This window comes from Halanaerocella petrolearia, assembly GCF_054657875.1.
The window spans coordinates 832,008-847,879 of record NZ_BAAHXW010000002.1; the positions used below are offsets into that span (position 1 = coordinate 832,008).

Annotated in this window: 11 protein-coding genes; all 11 read left to right on the plus strand. The window is 33.5% G+C overall.

Annotated elements, in window-relative coordinates; translation table 11 throughout:
• Positions 1-72 precede the first annotated feature (72 nt).
• The 11 genes from ACYQ39_RS11375 to aspS all read left to right on the plus strand — a co-directional run bounded on the left by ACYQ39_RS11375 (position 73) and on the right by aspS (position 15,766).
• Entirely contained in the window at positions 73-411 is a 339-nt protein-coding gene (locus ACYQ39_RS11375) for a phasin family protein (protein WP_459843151.1), read from the plus strand.
• On the plus strand, positions 401-874 hold the full coding sequence (locus ACYQ39_RS11380; RefSeq protein WP_459843153.1) for a DUF456 domain-containing protein: 474 nt from the start codon (positions 401-403) through the stop codon (positions 872-874). Before ACYQ39_RS11375 ends, ACYQ39_RS11380 begins: the two co-directional genes overlap by 11 nt.
• 13 nt (positions 875-887) lie before the next feature.
• Positions 888-2,555, plus strand: a complete 1,668-nt coding sequence (locus ACYQ39_RS11385) for an ABC1 kinase family protein (RefSeq protein WP_459843155.1) — start codon at positions 888-890, stop codon at positions 2,553-2,555.
• 193 nt (positions 2,556-2,748) lie between these two features.
• Positions 2,749-6,108, plus strand: a complete 3,360-nt coding sequence (gene recJ / locus ACYQ39_RS11390; protein WP_459843157.1) for a single-stranded-DNA-specific exonuclease RecJ — start codon at positions 2,749-2,751, stop codon at positions 6,106-6,108.
• A gap of 31 nt (positions 6,109-6,139) precedes the next feature.
• Positions 6,140-6,652: an adenine phosphoribosyltransferase gene (locus ACYQ39_RS11395; RefSeq protein WP_459843159.1), complete on the plus strand. Its 513-nt coding sequence runs from the start codon at positions 6,140-6,142 to the stop codon at positions 6,650-6,652.
• 30 nt (positions 6,653-6,682) lie between these two features.
• On the plus strand, positions 6,683-8,851 hold the full coding sequence (locus ACYQ39_RS11400; RefSeq protein ID WP_459843161.1) for a RelA/SpoT family protein: 2,169 nt from the start codon (positions 6,683-6,685) through the stop codon (positions 8,849-8,851).
• Positions 8,852-8,936: 85 nt separating this feature from the next.
• Positions 8,937-9,560 carry an MBL fold metallo-hydrolase gene (locus tag ACYQ39_RS11405; RefSeq protein ID WP_459843163.1) on the plus strand — a complete coding sequence of 208 codons (624 nt, stop codon included), beginning with the start codon at positions 8,937-8,939 and terminating at the stop codon, positions 9,558-9,560.
• 14 nt (positions 9,561-9,574) lie between these two features.
• Entirely contained in the window at positions 9,575-11,056 is a 1,482-nt protein-coding gene (gene hemZ / locus ACYQ39_RS11410; protein ID WP_459843165.1) for a coproporphyrinogen dehydrogenase HemZ, read from the plus strand.
• A gap of 58 nt (positions 11,057-11,114) precedes the next feature.
• Positions 11,115-12,683: a peptidylprolyl isomerase gene (locus ACYQ39_RS11415; RefSeq protein WP_459843167.1), complete on the plus strand. Its 1,569-nt coding sequence runs from the start codon at positions 11,115-11,117 to the stop codon at positions 12,681-12,683.
• Between the two features lie 23 nt (positions 12,684-12,706).
• On the plus strand, positions 12,707-13,969 hold the full coding sequence (hisS, locus tag ACYQ39_RS11420; RefSeq protein WP_459843169.1) for a histidine--tRNA ligase: 1,263 nt from the start codon (positions 12,707-12,709) through the stop codon (positions 13,967-13,969).
• Between the two features lie 18 nt (positions 13,970-13,987).
• Entirely contained in the window at positions 13,988-15,766 is a 1,779-nt protein-coding gene (gene aspS / locus ACYQ39_RS11425) for an aspartate--tRNA ligase (RefSeq protein WP_459843171.1), read from the plus strand.
• Positions 15,767-15,872: the final 106 nt, after the last annotated feature.

A 15,872-nucleotide genomic window follows, 5' to 3' on the forward strand; every position in this document is an offset into this window, starting at 1 on the left:
TAAGAGGAAGATTGGGAATAATTAATTAAGATGATATAATAAGAATAGATATATATTGGTGGAGGTGATTTGATGAAGAAGGTATTTCGTGAGTTAATGGTAACTGGATTAGGAGCTTTGTTTTTGACTAAAGATAAATTAACAGAGATAGTTGATGATTTAGTTGAGCAAGGTAAGATGAGTCGAAAAGAAGCAGCAGAATTTGTAGATCAAATGGTTGCTGATGCTCAAAAACAACGAGAAGAATTAAAAGAAAAGGTCAAGTCTGAGCTAAAGAATAACCTACAAGATGAAGGAAAAATTAAAGAGTTAGAAGAGAAGATTAGAAAACTAGAGTTACAAGTAAAGTCATTAGAGCAGGAATTAGAACAGGAAGAAGGGCAGAAAGGTATAGAAGTTGATGACAGTTAAAGTGGTTATAGCCATAATTTCAAGCTTAGGAGTGTTAGGAACACTGCTACCTGGTCTTCCTGGCACTCCTTTAATTGTTTTAGCAGCACTAGTTTATGGTTTTAATGTTGGCTGGCAAGTTATTAGTTGGCAATTAATTGTAGGTTTGATTCTGTTAAGTGGATTGGCTGAGTTAAGTGAATATCTATTCAGTCTCTTAGGAGTTAAATATTTTGGTGGTAGTAGATATGGTATATTAGGCGCTATAGCTGGTTTATTAATATCTCCTTTCTTATTAGGACCAATTGGATTAGTAGTTGGCCCTTTATTAGGAGCAGTTATTGTAGAGTGGTTAACTGGACGAGAGATTAAAGAAGCAGTCCAAATAGGGTTAGGTACTATTTTGGGTCAGCTAGGAGGTTCACTTGTTTCTTTGTTAATTTCATTAGTTATGACTAGTTGGTTATTAATGACGATTTTTTAGGATGGTGGATTAAATGCTGCGTGGAATTACAAGAGGTTATCGTCATATCAAGCGTTATCGAGAAATAGTAGAGGTCTTGATTAAAAATGGCTTTGGTTATTTAGTAGAAGTATTGGATTTATATCACTTTGTACCTTTAAGAAAGCGATTTAAAAACTTAGATCCTTCTGGACCGAATAAAGATACACGTGCTATTAGATTAAGAAAAGTATTAGAAGAGTTAGGGCCAACTTTTGTTAAGCTAGGACAGCTATTAAGTACTAGATCAGACTTATTACCTCCTCGTTACATAGAAGAATTAGAGAAGTTACAAGAAGAGGTACCAGCAATGGACTTTAAGCAAGTAGTTGCTATAATAGAAGATGAACTTGAAGGAAGTTGTCAGGATTTTTTTACTGAACTGTCAGCTACACCTTTGGCTTCAGCTTCTATTGGTCAGGTACATAAAGGCATCTTAAAGAATGGAGAAGAAGTAGTAGTTAAAGTACAAAGAGAAGGTATTGAGAGTAGAGTTGAAACTGATTTAGAGATTATGGTTAATCTGGCTCAAATATTAGAAAACAGATTATTTACAGATTCTTTCTTTAGTCCAGTAGAAGTAGTAGAGAACTTTTCTAAGATGATTAAACGAGAATTAGATTATAGAATTGAAGGACGTAACGCCAGTAAATTCAAGGAGAACTTTGCCCAAGAAGAAGATATTAAGATAGCTGATCCTATTTGGGAATTTACTACTCGCCGATTATTAACAATGGAATTTATTGCTGGAAGTAGGATTCGTCAACTTGAATCTGAATCAACTAAGAAAGAAATGGCTAAAATAATTACTGAATCCTTTATGAAACAGGCTTTAATTGATGGGTTCTTTCATGGAGATCTCCATCCTGGAAATATAATTATTACTGATAACGATAAGTTAGCTTTAATTGACTTTGGGTTGGTAGGTCAATTGAGCCGTCCTGATAGAGAAGCAGTAGCTACTTTATTTACTTCTTTAATTAGAAAAGATATTGAGCGAGCAGTTAAAGAATTATTGAAATTAGGGGTAGTAACTCATGAAATAGATCGTAAAGAGTTACAACGTGATTTTTACAAGTTAGTTGATGATTATTATGGTGCTACTTTAGAAGAGGTAGAGTTAGGGCCAATTATTAATAGGATATTAGATTTAGCTTTTCGTTATAAGATTAGATTACCTTCTGAATTTACGTTACTAACCAAGTCATTAGTTACAATAGAAGGTGTAGTTTCTAATTTAGCCCCAGATTTTGATATTCTAGTAGTAGCTAGACCTTTTATTTATCAGCTATTAAAAGAGCAATATCATCCCAAAAGGTTAGTCAAAGGATTATTTAGAGATTTAAGAGATATGATAGAAGTTTTAACTGATTTTCCTGAAGATTTACAACAGGTAATGCATTTATTAGAAGATGGTAGTCTGAAAGTGAAAATGAAACATGTAGATTTAAATGATTTGATTTCCAAACTAGATATTGTAACTAATCGGTTATCAGTTTCGTTAATTGTTTCGGCTTTGATTGTTGGCTCCTCATTAGTAATGTTGACTGATAAAGGGGCTACCTTATTAGGTTTCCCTGTTATTGGGATTTCAGGTTATCTAATAGCAGTAATATTAGGAATTTGGGTAGTAATTTCTATTTTAAGATCAGGTAGATTTTAAATAATTAACAATTGACAATCTATAGTTTAGAATTTAAAATAATAAATGCTCTTTATTTAGTTATGAGGAATCAGTGTCAGGAATCATTAATCAGTGTACAGTTTACAGTAAAAAAGCTTATAGATGTTTTGAATTTTGTTTTAATTTTAACTGTCAACTGTTAACTATTAATATAAGTTAGGGGCTGGAGATTTTGCAACAGGAAACAATTTGGAAGATTAAAGAGATAGATCAAGGCTTAGTAACGAGATTGGTTGAGGCTTTAGATATTAGTTCTATTACAGCAAGGGTATTAGTTAGACGAGGTTTTACTAATCCTAAAGAAGTGAAGGATTTTTTAGACTTTGATTTAACTGATTTACATAATCCTTTTTTACTCAGAGGAGTAAAAAAGGCAGTAGCTAGAATTAAAGAAGCAATAAGTAAAGAGGAAAAAATAGTAGTTTATGGTGACTATGATGTTGATGGCATTACTAGTACCTCTTTATTAGTCGATTATTTAACTCAATTAAATGCTAATGTTGATTATTATATTCCTAATCGATTAACAGAAGGTTATGGTTTGAATCTACAAGCAGTAGAAGAGTTGGTTGATGCTGGTACAGAACTGTTGATTACTGTTGATTGTGGCATTAAAGCTCACAAGCAGATAGAGTATGCCAATGAGCAAGGAATAGATGTAATAGTTACTGATCATCATACTCCAGCAGTAGAAAATCCACCAGCAGTAGCAATAATCAATCCTAAGCAGAAAGAATGTACTTACCCTTGGCAAGAACTCTGTGGTGTAGGAGTTGCTTTTAAGTTGGCCCAGGCGTTGGCATTAGAATTAGAAGATAATAGTAAGCAGTCTCCATTGACTGATTATTTAAGTCTAGTGGTTTTAGGAACAGTAGCTGATATTGTTCCGTTAAGAGGTGAAAATAGAGTTATAGCTAGTTATGGTTTAGAACAGTTAAATCAAATTAGTCAGGTAGAGGCGCCAGGATTAGCTGCTTTAGTTGATATTGCTGGTTATAGCAATAAAGAGATTAAAGCAGGTAATATTGGTTTTCAGTTGGCTCCACGAATCAATGCAGCTGGTAGGCTAGGACAACCAGAGGCAGGGGTTGAAATGTTATTGGCTGCTGATTATAATCGAGCCCAAAGTTTGGCTACTAAGTTAAATCAGATGAATAATCGTCGTAAAGAGATTAGTGATCGTATTTTTTCTGAAGCTGAGGAAGCTATTCGTGATATTGATTTAGATAGTGAGAGAGTTGTTGTTTTAGCTTCTCCTAACTGGCATTCAGGAGTTATTGGTAATGTAGCTTCTGACTTACAAGAGAAGTACTATCGACCAATTATTTTAATTGCTTTAACGGAAGAAGGAGACGGGCCAGGTTCTTGTCGTAGTATTCCAGGTTTTAATATTCATGATGCACTAGTTGAATGTCAAGATTTATTAATCAGTTTTGGAGGTCATAAACAGGCAGCAGGTTTCTCTATTAAAAAAGAGAATATTCAACAATTTCGAAAGAGATTGAACCAGTATGCTAATCAGAAACTGACTGAGGATGATCTGGTTCCGCGACAAAGAGTTGATGAAAGAGTAGCATTAAAGGAGCTTTCTTTTGCTCTGATAAGAGAGTTAGATGCTTTAGCACCTTTTGGTTATAGAAATCCACGTCCTGTATTACAGGCTAGAAGTTTACAAGTGCAGAGTCTAAGGGCAGTTGGTAGTAATCAGGAGCATTTAAAGCTGTCTGTTCAGGCTGATGGTCAGCGAAGAGATGGGATTGCTTTTAATCAAGGGCATTTAAAAGATACTTTAGCTGATCAAAAAGTAGATTTGCTCTTTAATCTAGAAGAGAATGAGTGGAATGGACAGATCAGTCTCCAGCTTAAAGTAAAGGAGATTAGTCTGCCAGCTCCTAAATTAGTAGATAAACTTGCTGCAACTAAAGAAAGTACTGTAGTAGCAGAAGATAATGATAGGTCAACTGCTTTAGATTGGTTCTATACTGAATTAGTTGAAGTTAAACAAGAGATAATAGATAAATTAGCTATTAGAGAAGAGCTAACTTTAGTTTGGACTAATAGTCAGGAATTAGAAGTTAAATTACAGACTACTCAAGGGCAAGTGGTAGGTTATCTTAAGTCTAAGTTGGCCCTAGAGTTGGCCCCTTATCTTGCTGTAGGGGTCAATTATCGAGCTTTTATAGCTGATTTAAAACAACAAGAGATTAAAGTGTTTATTACTAGAAATTTAAATCAGTCAGTAGAGAAAGAAAAAGGTAAGAATTTAGATGATGAATTATCAGCTAAGTACCAACAAGTATTAACTGCTTTAGAAGCAGGAGAAGATAGGTTGGTTAATTTAGCTACGGAAGTGGAAAGAAGACTTTTGATTAATAACTTTATTAGTAGACAGGTCAGTAAGAATCAAGTATCATTAATTGTCTGGCCTGACAAAAGAATGGTGGAAAGAGACTATCGGTTATTAAAAGAAGAATTAGAGGTTTATCGTGGACATGCTGCTCTATCCTGCCAAGAAGAACAGACCTTATTGGCGGGTTTAGAGGCAGGAGAAGTCAATATTTTGTTGGCTACACCCGAATTTATTAGTTGTTATCAACAAATACTTAATAATGAAGTTGATAATTTGATTTTAGCTACTTGTCAAATACCAAGAGTAGCTAAAATTAGAGATAGTTTTACTGATGTAACATTATTAGCTACTACTTTATCGAGTGAAAAAGAAGGCAAGCCGATTGAAGTAGTTGATAAACGTGATTTGACTGATAGAGAGAAGTTAGAGCATATAACTGATATACTAGATCAAGGAGAACAGACATTAATTTATGTTTCTAATAATTCTAAGAGTGTAGCTTTAACTTCTAATCTATGGTATAGCCAAGAGGAGTTAACTGATCAAGTTCTATTCTATAACTCAGGGCTTGAAGTTCAAGATCAGCAACAAGTAATAGACCAATTTGTTAGCGGTCAATTAAGAGCTTTAGTAGCTACTCCTGATTTTAACCCAGCAGTATCTTTGCCAGGATTAAAGAATATAGTCTTTTATCAACCAAGTTTAACTCAGGTTGAATTTCTACAGCAGATTAGTTATTTAAAGCAGCAAGATGAAGCTACTCTTTATCTGTTGTATAATAAGCAAGATTTAGAAAAAGCTGAAAATCATCTGACAGGATTGGCCCCTAATCGAGAATTATTGAAGGAATTATACATTCTTTTATCTAAATTAACAGAAGGTCAGGGGTATATTGAACTATCTGATAAAGAACTATTAGATAGGTTAAAGCAAAGGAGTAAAGGTCTAGTACAGATAGAGACAATTAAGACTGGGTTGGCAGTCTTTGCTGAACTCAATTTATTGACTAGAAGTAAAGATTTAGAAAGTATGATTCAGTTAAACTCTCAACCAAAGAATAAACTAGACTTGCATAGTTCTATACGTTATAATGAATGTGTTGTCCAGCGAGAAAGATTTAATCAATTTAAGAATTCTGTACTGACTGCTCAATTAAAAGAAATATTAAATTTAATCAATTAGAACTATTTAGAACTGAAAGGAGAGCATAATAATGAATTTAACAGATAAAATTAGAACTATTTCAGATTTTCCTAAAGAAGGTGTTGAATTTAAAGATATTACTACTTTATTAAAGGATGCTAATGCTTATCAGGAAGCAATTGATAGAATGGCTGAACGTTATGATAATGAAGAGATAGATTTAGTTATTGGAATTGAAGCACGTGGCTTTTTAGTAGGTGCTCCTTTGGCTTTAAAGATGAATAAAGGATTTGTACCAGTTCGTAAACCAGGTAAATTACCAGGTGATATTGTAACAAGAGAGTATGACTTAGAGTATGGTAGTAATACTTTAGAATTACATAGAGATGCTATTGATGAAGGACAGAATATATTGATTGTAGATGATTTATTAGCTACAGGAGGAACTGTTAACGCTACAACTGATTTAATTGAGGAGTTAGGCGGTAACATTGTAGAAATTTCTTTCTTAATGGAGTTAGAAGATCTAAATGGTAGAGATCAGTTAGAAGGCTATGATGTCTTTTCTTTAATTAAAGAGTAGACTAAAAATTAGTAGAGGAGTAATTAATTTATGGCATCCTTAGATCAACTGATAACTGAGATAGAATCCTATACTGAAGATCCTAATCTTGATTTAGTCAAACAGGGATATTATATAGCTAAAGAATCTCACCAGGGCCAACAACGGGTCTCTGGTGAACCCTTTGTTAGTCATCCTCTACAAGTAGCTATGATCTTGGCCGAATTAGAGTTGGATGTAGTCTCTATTACAGGTGCTTTATTACATGATGTAGTAGAAGATACTGAGATTACAGCTCAAGAGATTGAAGAAGACTTCAATTCAGAAATTAGGCTCTTAGTAGATGGAGTGACTAAGTTAAATAAGATTGACTTTAAGACTAGAGAAGAACATCAAGCAGCTAGTCTAAGAAAGATGTTTTTGGCTATGGCTAAAGATATAAGAGTAGTTTTGATTAAGTTGGCTGATCGATTACATAATATGCGCACTCTAAACTATCTACCACAAGAGAAACAGAAAAGGAAGGCCAATGAAACTTTAGAGATTTATGCACCTTTGGCCCATCGTTTAGGAATGTCTCGCTTAAAATGGGAATTAGAGGATTTAAGTTTTAGATACTTAGAGACGGATAAGTATCATGAATTAGCCAATAAGCTAGCTAAAAATCGAGCTGAAAGAGAAGCATATATTGAAGATGTAATTGATACCCTTAATGGTAAATTGACTGAATCAGATATTAGTGGTAAGATCTATGGGCGACCTAAACATTTATATAGTATTTATCAAAAGATGGTTAATAAAAATAAAAGCTTTGATGAAATTTATGATTTGACAGCTCTAAGAGTCATTGTAGATACTGTAAAAGAGTGTTATCAGGTCTTAGGTATTCTGCATGAGATATGGAATCCTATGCCAGGACGGATTAAGGATTATATAGCTATGCCTAAGTCGAATATGTATCAGTCCCTTCATACTACAGTTATTGGCCCTAAAGGAGAACCCTTGGAGATTCAGATTAGAACTTGGGAAATGCATCGGACTGCTGAATATGGAATTGCTGCTCACTGGCGTTATAAAGATGGTAATCCTGAAGATGAAGACTTTGAAAGGAAGATTTCTTGGTTACGCCAGTTATTAGAATGGCAGCGTGATCTTAAAGATGCTAGAGAATTTATGGAAAATTTAAAGATTGAATTATTTGAAGATGAAGTATTTGTCTTTACTCCTAAAGGTGATGTGATGCCTTTACCAAAAGGAGCTACCCCAGTTGATTTTGCTTATCATATTCACACTGATGTAGGTCATACCTGTGTAGGAGCCAAGGTTAATGGTAAGATGATTCCTTTAGAGTATCAATTAGATAATGGTGATATTATTGAAATTCTGACTTCTAGTGACAGTGGTCCAAGCCGAGACTGGCTTAATTTTGTCCAGACTTCACGAGCTAAAAGTAAGATTAAGAAGTGGTTTAAGACACAACGTAAAGATGAGGCTATTGCTAGAGGTAAAGAGAAGTTAGAGAAACGATTAAATAAAGAACATTTTACTCTAAAAGAAGAAGTTAAGCGTAGTAAGTTAGAAGATATAGCTCAAAAATCAGGTGTTAATAATATCAAAGGATTATATGCTGGAATTGGGAATAATAGCTTTTCTGTATCAAGTATTATTAATAAGTTACGACCTGAAGAAAAGAAGAAGAAAGATAAAACTGATCCTAAGCAAGAATTGAATAAGTTAAAGAAATCTCGCAAAATTAAGACAGATGATAATAAGGGTGTCAAAGTAAAAGGAATGGAAGGTTTATTGGTCAGGATAGCAAGATGTTGTAATCCTGTACCTGGTGATGAGATCACTGGTTATATTACTAGAGGTCGAGGAGTTTCTGTTCATCGTACTGATTGCCATAATTTAGAACAGATGAAGAATAATGAACCAGAGAGAATTATTGATGTAGAATGGCATGTAGCTGAGAAAGCTTCTTATGATGTAGAGTTAGAGATAGAAGCTTTAGATAAACGTTCTTTGTTAAATGAATTAACTTCTGTTATTTCTGAGGCAGGAATCAATATATCTTCTATCAATGCTCGAACTACTAAAGAAAAAGTGGCTTATATTAAACTGTTAATTGAAATTAGTAGTCTATCTCATATGCAGGATATAATTAATAAGCTAGAAGAGATTGCTGGTGTATTAAATGTACAACGAGCTAATCCCAATTAAAAAATTGATTTTATTTCGTCATACTCTCGTAAAGATTATTATTTATAATATATATAGAAGAAAGAGTAAGACAGGAGGATAAGAGATGATAGTTAAGAGGCTGGTAGTAGGTCAATTAGATGTTAACTGTTATCTAGTAGCTGATGAAAAAACAGATAAAGTAATAGTCATTGATCCAGGAGCGCAAGCAAGTCAAATATTACAGATGATTAAAGAGAAAGAATGGCAACTCGAATATATAATTAATACTCATGGTCATGCAGATCATATAGCTGCTAATAAAGAACTATTAACAGAGACTGAAGCTGAATTATTGATCCATCAAGCTGATAGTGATTTTTTACAGAATTCTGAACTTAATTTATCTGCTTATATAGGTAATCCTAGTCAGAAGATAAAGTCACCTCAGGCAGATAACTTATTAGTAGAAGGAGATTTGATTGAATCTGGTAATTTAACTTTTGAAGTGATTCATACTCCAGGTCACACCCCAGGTAGTATATCTTTAAAGTCAGCTGAAGGATTATTTAGTGGTGATACAGTTTTTGCTAGAGGCGTAGGTAGAACTGATTTTCCTCATGGTTCATCAAAAGACTTAAAAATATCAGTTAATAAACTGGTATCTTTACCACCAGAATTAAAGTTGTATCCTGGTCATGGACCAACTTATACTCTAGAAGAAGTAAAAAGTAATAATCCTTATTTGTAGAAAGGGCTGTAATTATGAATGTAGCATTAGATATACCAGAAAAGTATTATGGTTCAGTCAAAGGGATGTTGAATATTCTGCTACCAGATGTAGATATAGTTAGAGCTGGTAAAGACGATAAAGTTGAAATAACAGTTAAGACTACTCTACAGACTGAAAAGGGAATTAAAGTAACTAGTCTTATTCAAGGAGAACCAGAATTGGTTGAAGAGATGACAGATCAAGAAATTTTGGCTGGCTCTCATACAAAAGATGAATTTCGGAAAAGATGTAAAGCAAGAGTGAAATTAAGTATCTATCGGCTACTATGTAATTATTTAAAGCAACCTTTAAGCCCTTGGGGTATTTTAATTGGAGTGAGACCAACTAAAATTGGTCACTTTCTATTAGATAAAGGATTTAGTCAGAAAAAGATAGATTATATCTTAGCAGATGTATATGGTATTGCCCAAGAAAAACGGGATTTATTATTAAAAATAGTAAATAAAGAACGACAGTATCTACCTAGTAAAAAAGAAGCTAAAAAGAAGGTCAGTATATATTTAGGGATTCCTTTCTGTCCTACTCGATGTGCTTACTGTTCTTTTGCTTCTTATCCTTTTAGCTCAAATCAAGAGTATGTAGCTGATTTTTTAGCTGCTTTAAATTATGAAATAGAAAGATTAGGTAAGAAAGTAATAGATTTAGGTCTCCAAGTAGATACACTTTATTTTGGTGGAGGTACTCCTACTGTTCTATCAGCTAAAGAATTAGGGGATATAATCTCAAAACTAAAAAAGTACTTTCCTTTAGCTAATCTAAGAGAGTTTACTGTTGAAGCAGGTCGGCCAGATACTATTACTGTAGATAAGTTAGAAGTCTTAAAGGAAGCAGGAGTTGACAGAATCAGCATTAATCCTCAAACAATGAATCAAGCCACTTTAGATAAAATAGGTCGCCATCATACTGTGGAAGAAGTTATAGATAGCTTTAAATTGGCCCGAGAAATAGGTTTTAAAAATATTAATATGGATTTAATTATTGGTCTCCCAGGAGAGGAAATAGAGGATGTAGAAAATACTTTATCAGAAATTAAGAAGTTAACTCCAGATAGTTTAACAGTGCATACTTTAGCTTTAAAGAGAGCTGCTAAATTAGATAAAGAAACTAAGTTGCCTACTGCTTCTAAAGTCAAAGAAATGTTGGTTTTAACTAAAAAAGCAGCTAAGGAATTAGAATTAATTCCTTATTATATGTATCGACAAAAATATATGCTAGGTAATTTACAAAATATAGGTTATGCTAAGTCAGGTTTAGAGTCAATTTATAATATTTTAATGATGGAAGAACGACAGACGGTGATTGGTCTAGGAGGAGGTTCTATTACTAAATTAGTTGATCCTCAAGACTGGTCTTTAGAGCGAGAAATCAATCCTAAGTTACCTGACCAGTATATTAGAGAGCTAGAAAATAGAACTGATAGAAAGATAGCTAAATTGACATCTTTAGTAAAATAAGTTACAATATTAGGTAGCTGTATGTAGTTAATTTAAATAAAAAGGGAGGCACGTTAATATGTTATTAAATTTCTTTAGAGAGAGAATGAAAGTTATAGCTGCTATAATAGCAGTCGTTTTTGTAGCAGGTGGTACTTTAGTTTACTTGAATACAGGTAGTGGACCGCAAGCTAATCAGGCTAAAGCTTCTAATAGACCAGTTGCTACTGTGAATGGTCAGGAAATTTCTTATCAAGAATTTAACTCTCAGTTAAGAATGGTTTTACAGCGTTATCGAGGACAAATTTCTCAATCCCAAGTGTTACCACTTAAAGATCGAGTTTTAGATAGATTAGTTGACAACAAATTATTGGTTCAGAAGGCAGAAGAAAAAGGAATGCAGGATAAAGTCTCTAAGCAAGAAGTTAAACAAGAAGTACAAAAGAGAATTGATCAATATGTTAAACAAGCCAAGGTATCTTCTGAAAAAGAATTAGATATGTTATTAAAGAAAAATGGACGTAGTTTAGCTGATATTAAAGAAAATCTTAAGCATGGAATGAAAGATATGTTAGCTATTAAGAAGTTAAGAGATGAAGTTACTAGTGATATTCAAGTTTCTAACTCTGAAGTTAAAGATGAATATAAGCAGGTAAAAGCTAGTCATATTCTAATTAAAGCAGGTGACAAGCGTAGTGACCAAGAAGCTAAATCTAAAGCGAAGAAAGTTTTAGCTAAGGTTAAGCAGGATAAAGATTTTGCTAAGATGGCTAAAGAGTATTCTGAAGGTCCTTCTGCTAAAAAAGGTGGCAAGTTAGGTAAATGGATTGGTAAGAGTAGTCAACTTGTATCTGCTTTTAAAGAAAAAGCTCTTTCTATGCAAGTAGGTCAAATTAGTGAACCAGTTAAGACTCAATATGGTTATCATATTATTAAGGTAACTGATAAGAAAGAAGCTAACGGGGAAGAATTTAATAAGCAACAGAAGAAGATCAAACAGAAGTTATTGAATCAGAAGAAGAAAGAAAGTTTCAATAAATGGTTGCAAAATACTAAAAATAAGTCTAATATTGTAGTAAAGGATCAAGAAATTAAAGCTTATAATGCTTTCAAGAATGAAAACTATAGCCAAGCTATTTCTGGTTATAAAGCTGCTTTACAGAATAAATCACAAGTTTCTTATTTATATAATAACTTAGCTCAAGCATATCAGAAACAAGATAAGACTGATCAAGCAATTAAGACTTATAAGCAAGCAATTAAGAAACATCCAAAGCAAGTTAGTTTTTATAAGAATTTAGCTAACTTATATAAAGAGACAGATCAGACTAAAAAAGCAGTTGATGTTTATAGTAAAGCTCTTAAGAAGAATGAAGGTAATGCTCAATTACACTTTGAGTTAGCTAATCTATATCGTGAATTAGATCAGAAAGATAAAGCAAAAACTCAATATAGTAAATTCTCTGAATTATCTGGAGATAATTTAATGGCTCATTATAGATTATATACTATCTATCAAAAGATGGGTCTAAAAGAGAAAGCTAAGCAGGAAATGAATAAAGTAAAAGAGATTCAGAAGAAACGACAGAAGAAAGCTAAAGAAACAAAACAAAATCAAGAAGCTAAAAAACAGAACCAGTCAGAGTAACGTAGCATATAAGGAGGATGAAAATGAAGTATCAAGCTCCTAGAGGAACTAATGATATTTTACCTCAAGATACTGCCACTTGGCAGTATCTTGAGAATATTGCTCAAGAAGTCTTTAGTACATATAATTATCAAGAGATTAGAACACCTATTTTTGAACAGACTGATTTATTTGAACGCGGAATAGGTGAGACAACTGATATTGTAGAAAAGGAAATGTATACTTTTCAAGATAAAGGAGATCGTAGTTTAACTTTGCGCCCTGAGGGTACTGCTTCAGTAATGCGTTCCTATTTAGAAAATAAGGTTTATGGACAAGCTCAACCAACTAAGTATTGTTATATAGGGCCAATGTTCCGTTATGAAAGGCCGCAATCAGGACGTTATCGTCAATTTCATCAGTTAGGAGTTGAAGTTTTAGGAACTGATGACCCAGCAGTTGATGCTGAGATTATTTCTTTAGGTATGCAGATTGTAGAACGGTTAGGATTAGATGATTTAGAGGTGCGTCTTAATAGTGTTGGGTGTCCTGAATGTAGAGCTGAATATAGAGAGAAACTATTAGACTACTTTAAACCTCATCTAGATGAATTATGTTCTGACTGTCAAGATCGATATGAACGTAATCCATTACGAATTTTAGACTGTAAAAAAGATAGAGGTAAGGAATTTATGTCTGATGTACCTAAATTATATGAAGAGTTATGTACTGAATGTGAAGAACACTTTACTGGTGTACAAGAATATTTAGATCTATTAAATATAGATTATATTCTTGATGCTACACTAGTTAGAGGATTAGATTACTATACTAAAACAGCCTTTGAAGTTATTTATAAAGGGCTAGGTGCTCAAGATACTATCTTCGGTGGTGGCCGTTATGATGAGTTGGCCCAAGAAGTTGGTGGTCGTGATATTCCTGGTGTTGGATTTGCTATGGGAATGGAACGAGTGTTATTGACTATAGAAGAGCAAGAAATTGAACTACCAATTGATACAAGTATTGATTTATTTATTACTACTATCGGAGAAGAAGCTAAAAAAGCTGCTTTTTCTTATTTGTATGATTTACGAAGAGCAGGGTTAAAGGTAGAAATGGATTATTTAGGTCGTAGTGTAAGTGGACAAATGAAACATGCTGATCGTAATAATGCTCAATATAGTATTATTCTAGGTGGCAATGAATTAGAATCTGGGGTAGCTACTATTAAAAATATGGAAACAGGAGATCAAGAAGAAGTTGAATTAAATAATTTAGTTACTAAGATGGAAGAGTTTGTACAATAGCATAGGAGGGAAGCAATAATGAAAGGAATAACAAGAAGCCACTTTTGTGGTCAATTAGGTAAAGAGCAGGTAGGAGAAGAAGTTACCCTAACAGGTTGGGTACAGAGAAGACGTGACCATGGTGGTGTAATTTTTGTTGATTTAAGAGATAGATTTGGACTAGTACAGGTAGTATTCAATCCAGAAGAAGACAATAGTGTATTTTCTATAGCAGATGAATTAAGAAAAGAGTATGTAATCGCTGTTAAAGGTGAAGTTAAAGCTAGACCAGAAGGTATGATTAATGAGGAATTATCTACTGGAAGAATAGAGATTCAAGCTAAAGAATTACATATTCTAGATGAGGCAGAGACACCTCCTTTCATGATTGAAGATGATGTTTCTGCAGGTGAGGATTTAAGATTAAAACATAGATATTTGGACTTACGTAGAAAACCAATGCAAGATAATATTATTTTGCGCCATAAAGTAAAGAAAGTAGTTAGAGATTATTTAGATAATAATAAATTTTTAGAAATTGAAACTCCAATTTTAACAAAGAGTACTCCGGAAGGAGCTAGAGACTTTCTAGTTCCAAGCCGAATTAGTAAAGGAGACTTTTTTGCTTTACCACAGTCGCCTCAGTTATTTAAACAGTTATTAATGGCATCAGGTATGGAACGTTACTTCCAGATTGCAAGATGCTTTAGAGATGAGGACCTACGAGCTGATCGTCAGCCAGAATTCACACAGATTGATATGGAAATGTCCTTTATCAATCAAGATGAGATTATGGAATTGGTTGAAGGTATGGTACAAGAAATTTTTGCAGTAGCAGATTTAGAAGAGCCAACTGAATTTCCCCATATAAGCTATCAGGAAGCTATGGATCGCTTTGGTACAGATCGACCTGATACTAGATTTGGTATGGAGTTAATTGATCTGTCTGATATTGTAGCTGATAGTGAATTTAATGTCTTTAGTGGTACTGTTGCTGATGGTGGCCAAGTTAAAGGTATTAATGCTAGAGGATGTGCTGATTTCTCTCGTGGTCAGATAGATGATTTAACTGATTTTGTAGGAGTATATGGTGCTAAAGGATTAGCTTGGATTAAGGTGACTGAAGAAGGAGTCAATTCTCAGATTGCTAAGTTCTTATCTGATGAAGAGATTGAAGGAATCTTAGAAAAAATGGAAGCTGAAACAGGAGATTTATTATTATTTGTTGCTGATACTCCTGAAGTAGTTGCTGCTTCTCTAGGTAATTTAAGGTTAAAGTTGGGTGAAGAATTAGACTTAATTCCTGAAGATGAATTCAACTTCGTATGGGTAACTGATTTTCCATTAGTAGAGTGGGATAATGAAGCAGGAAGATATGTTTCTTTACACCATCCATTTACTAATCCTAAACCAGAAGAAGTAGATAAATTAGAAGATAAACCAGAAGAAGTCAATGCTGAAGCTTATGACTTAGTCTTAAATGGAATTGAAGTTGGTGGAGGAAGTATTAGAATTCATAATAGTGAATTACAGAAGAAGATCTTTAATCTATTAAATATGTCTGAAGAAGAAATAGAAGAGAAGTTTGGTTTCTTATTAGAAGCCTTTAAGTATGGAACTCCACCCCATGGTGGTATTGCCTTTGGATTAGATAGACTAGTAATGTTACTAGGAGGACTAGATACAATTAGAGATGTAATTGCTTTCCCTAAAACTCAGAGAGGAACATCTCCTTTAACAGATGCTCCATCAGATGTATCGCAAAAGCAACTTGATGAGTTAGGTATTGAGGTTGAGCAGGATATAGAGTTAGAATAGTAGGAAGAGACTAGCCAATTTGGCTAGTCTTTTTTCATATAGAAGTGATACTTAATTGATATATTGTGTCACCACAGGTAACACAGTCGTGTGTCGTGTGCTTTTA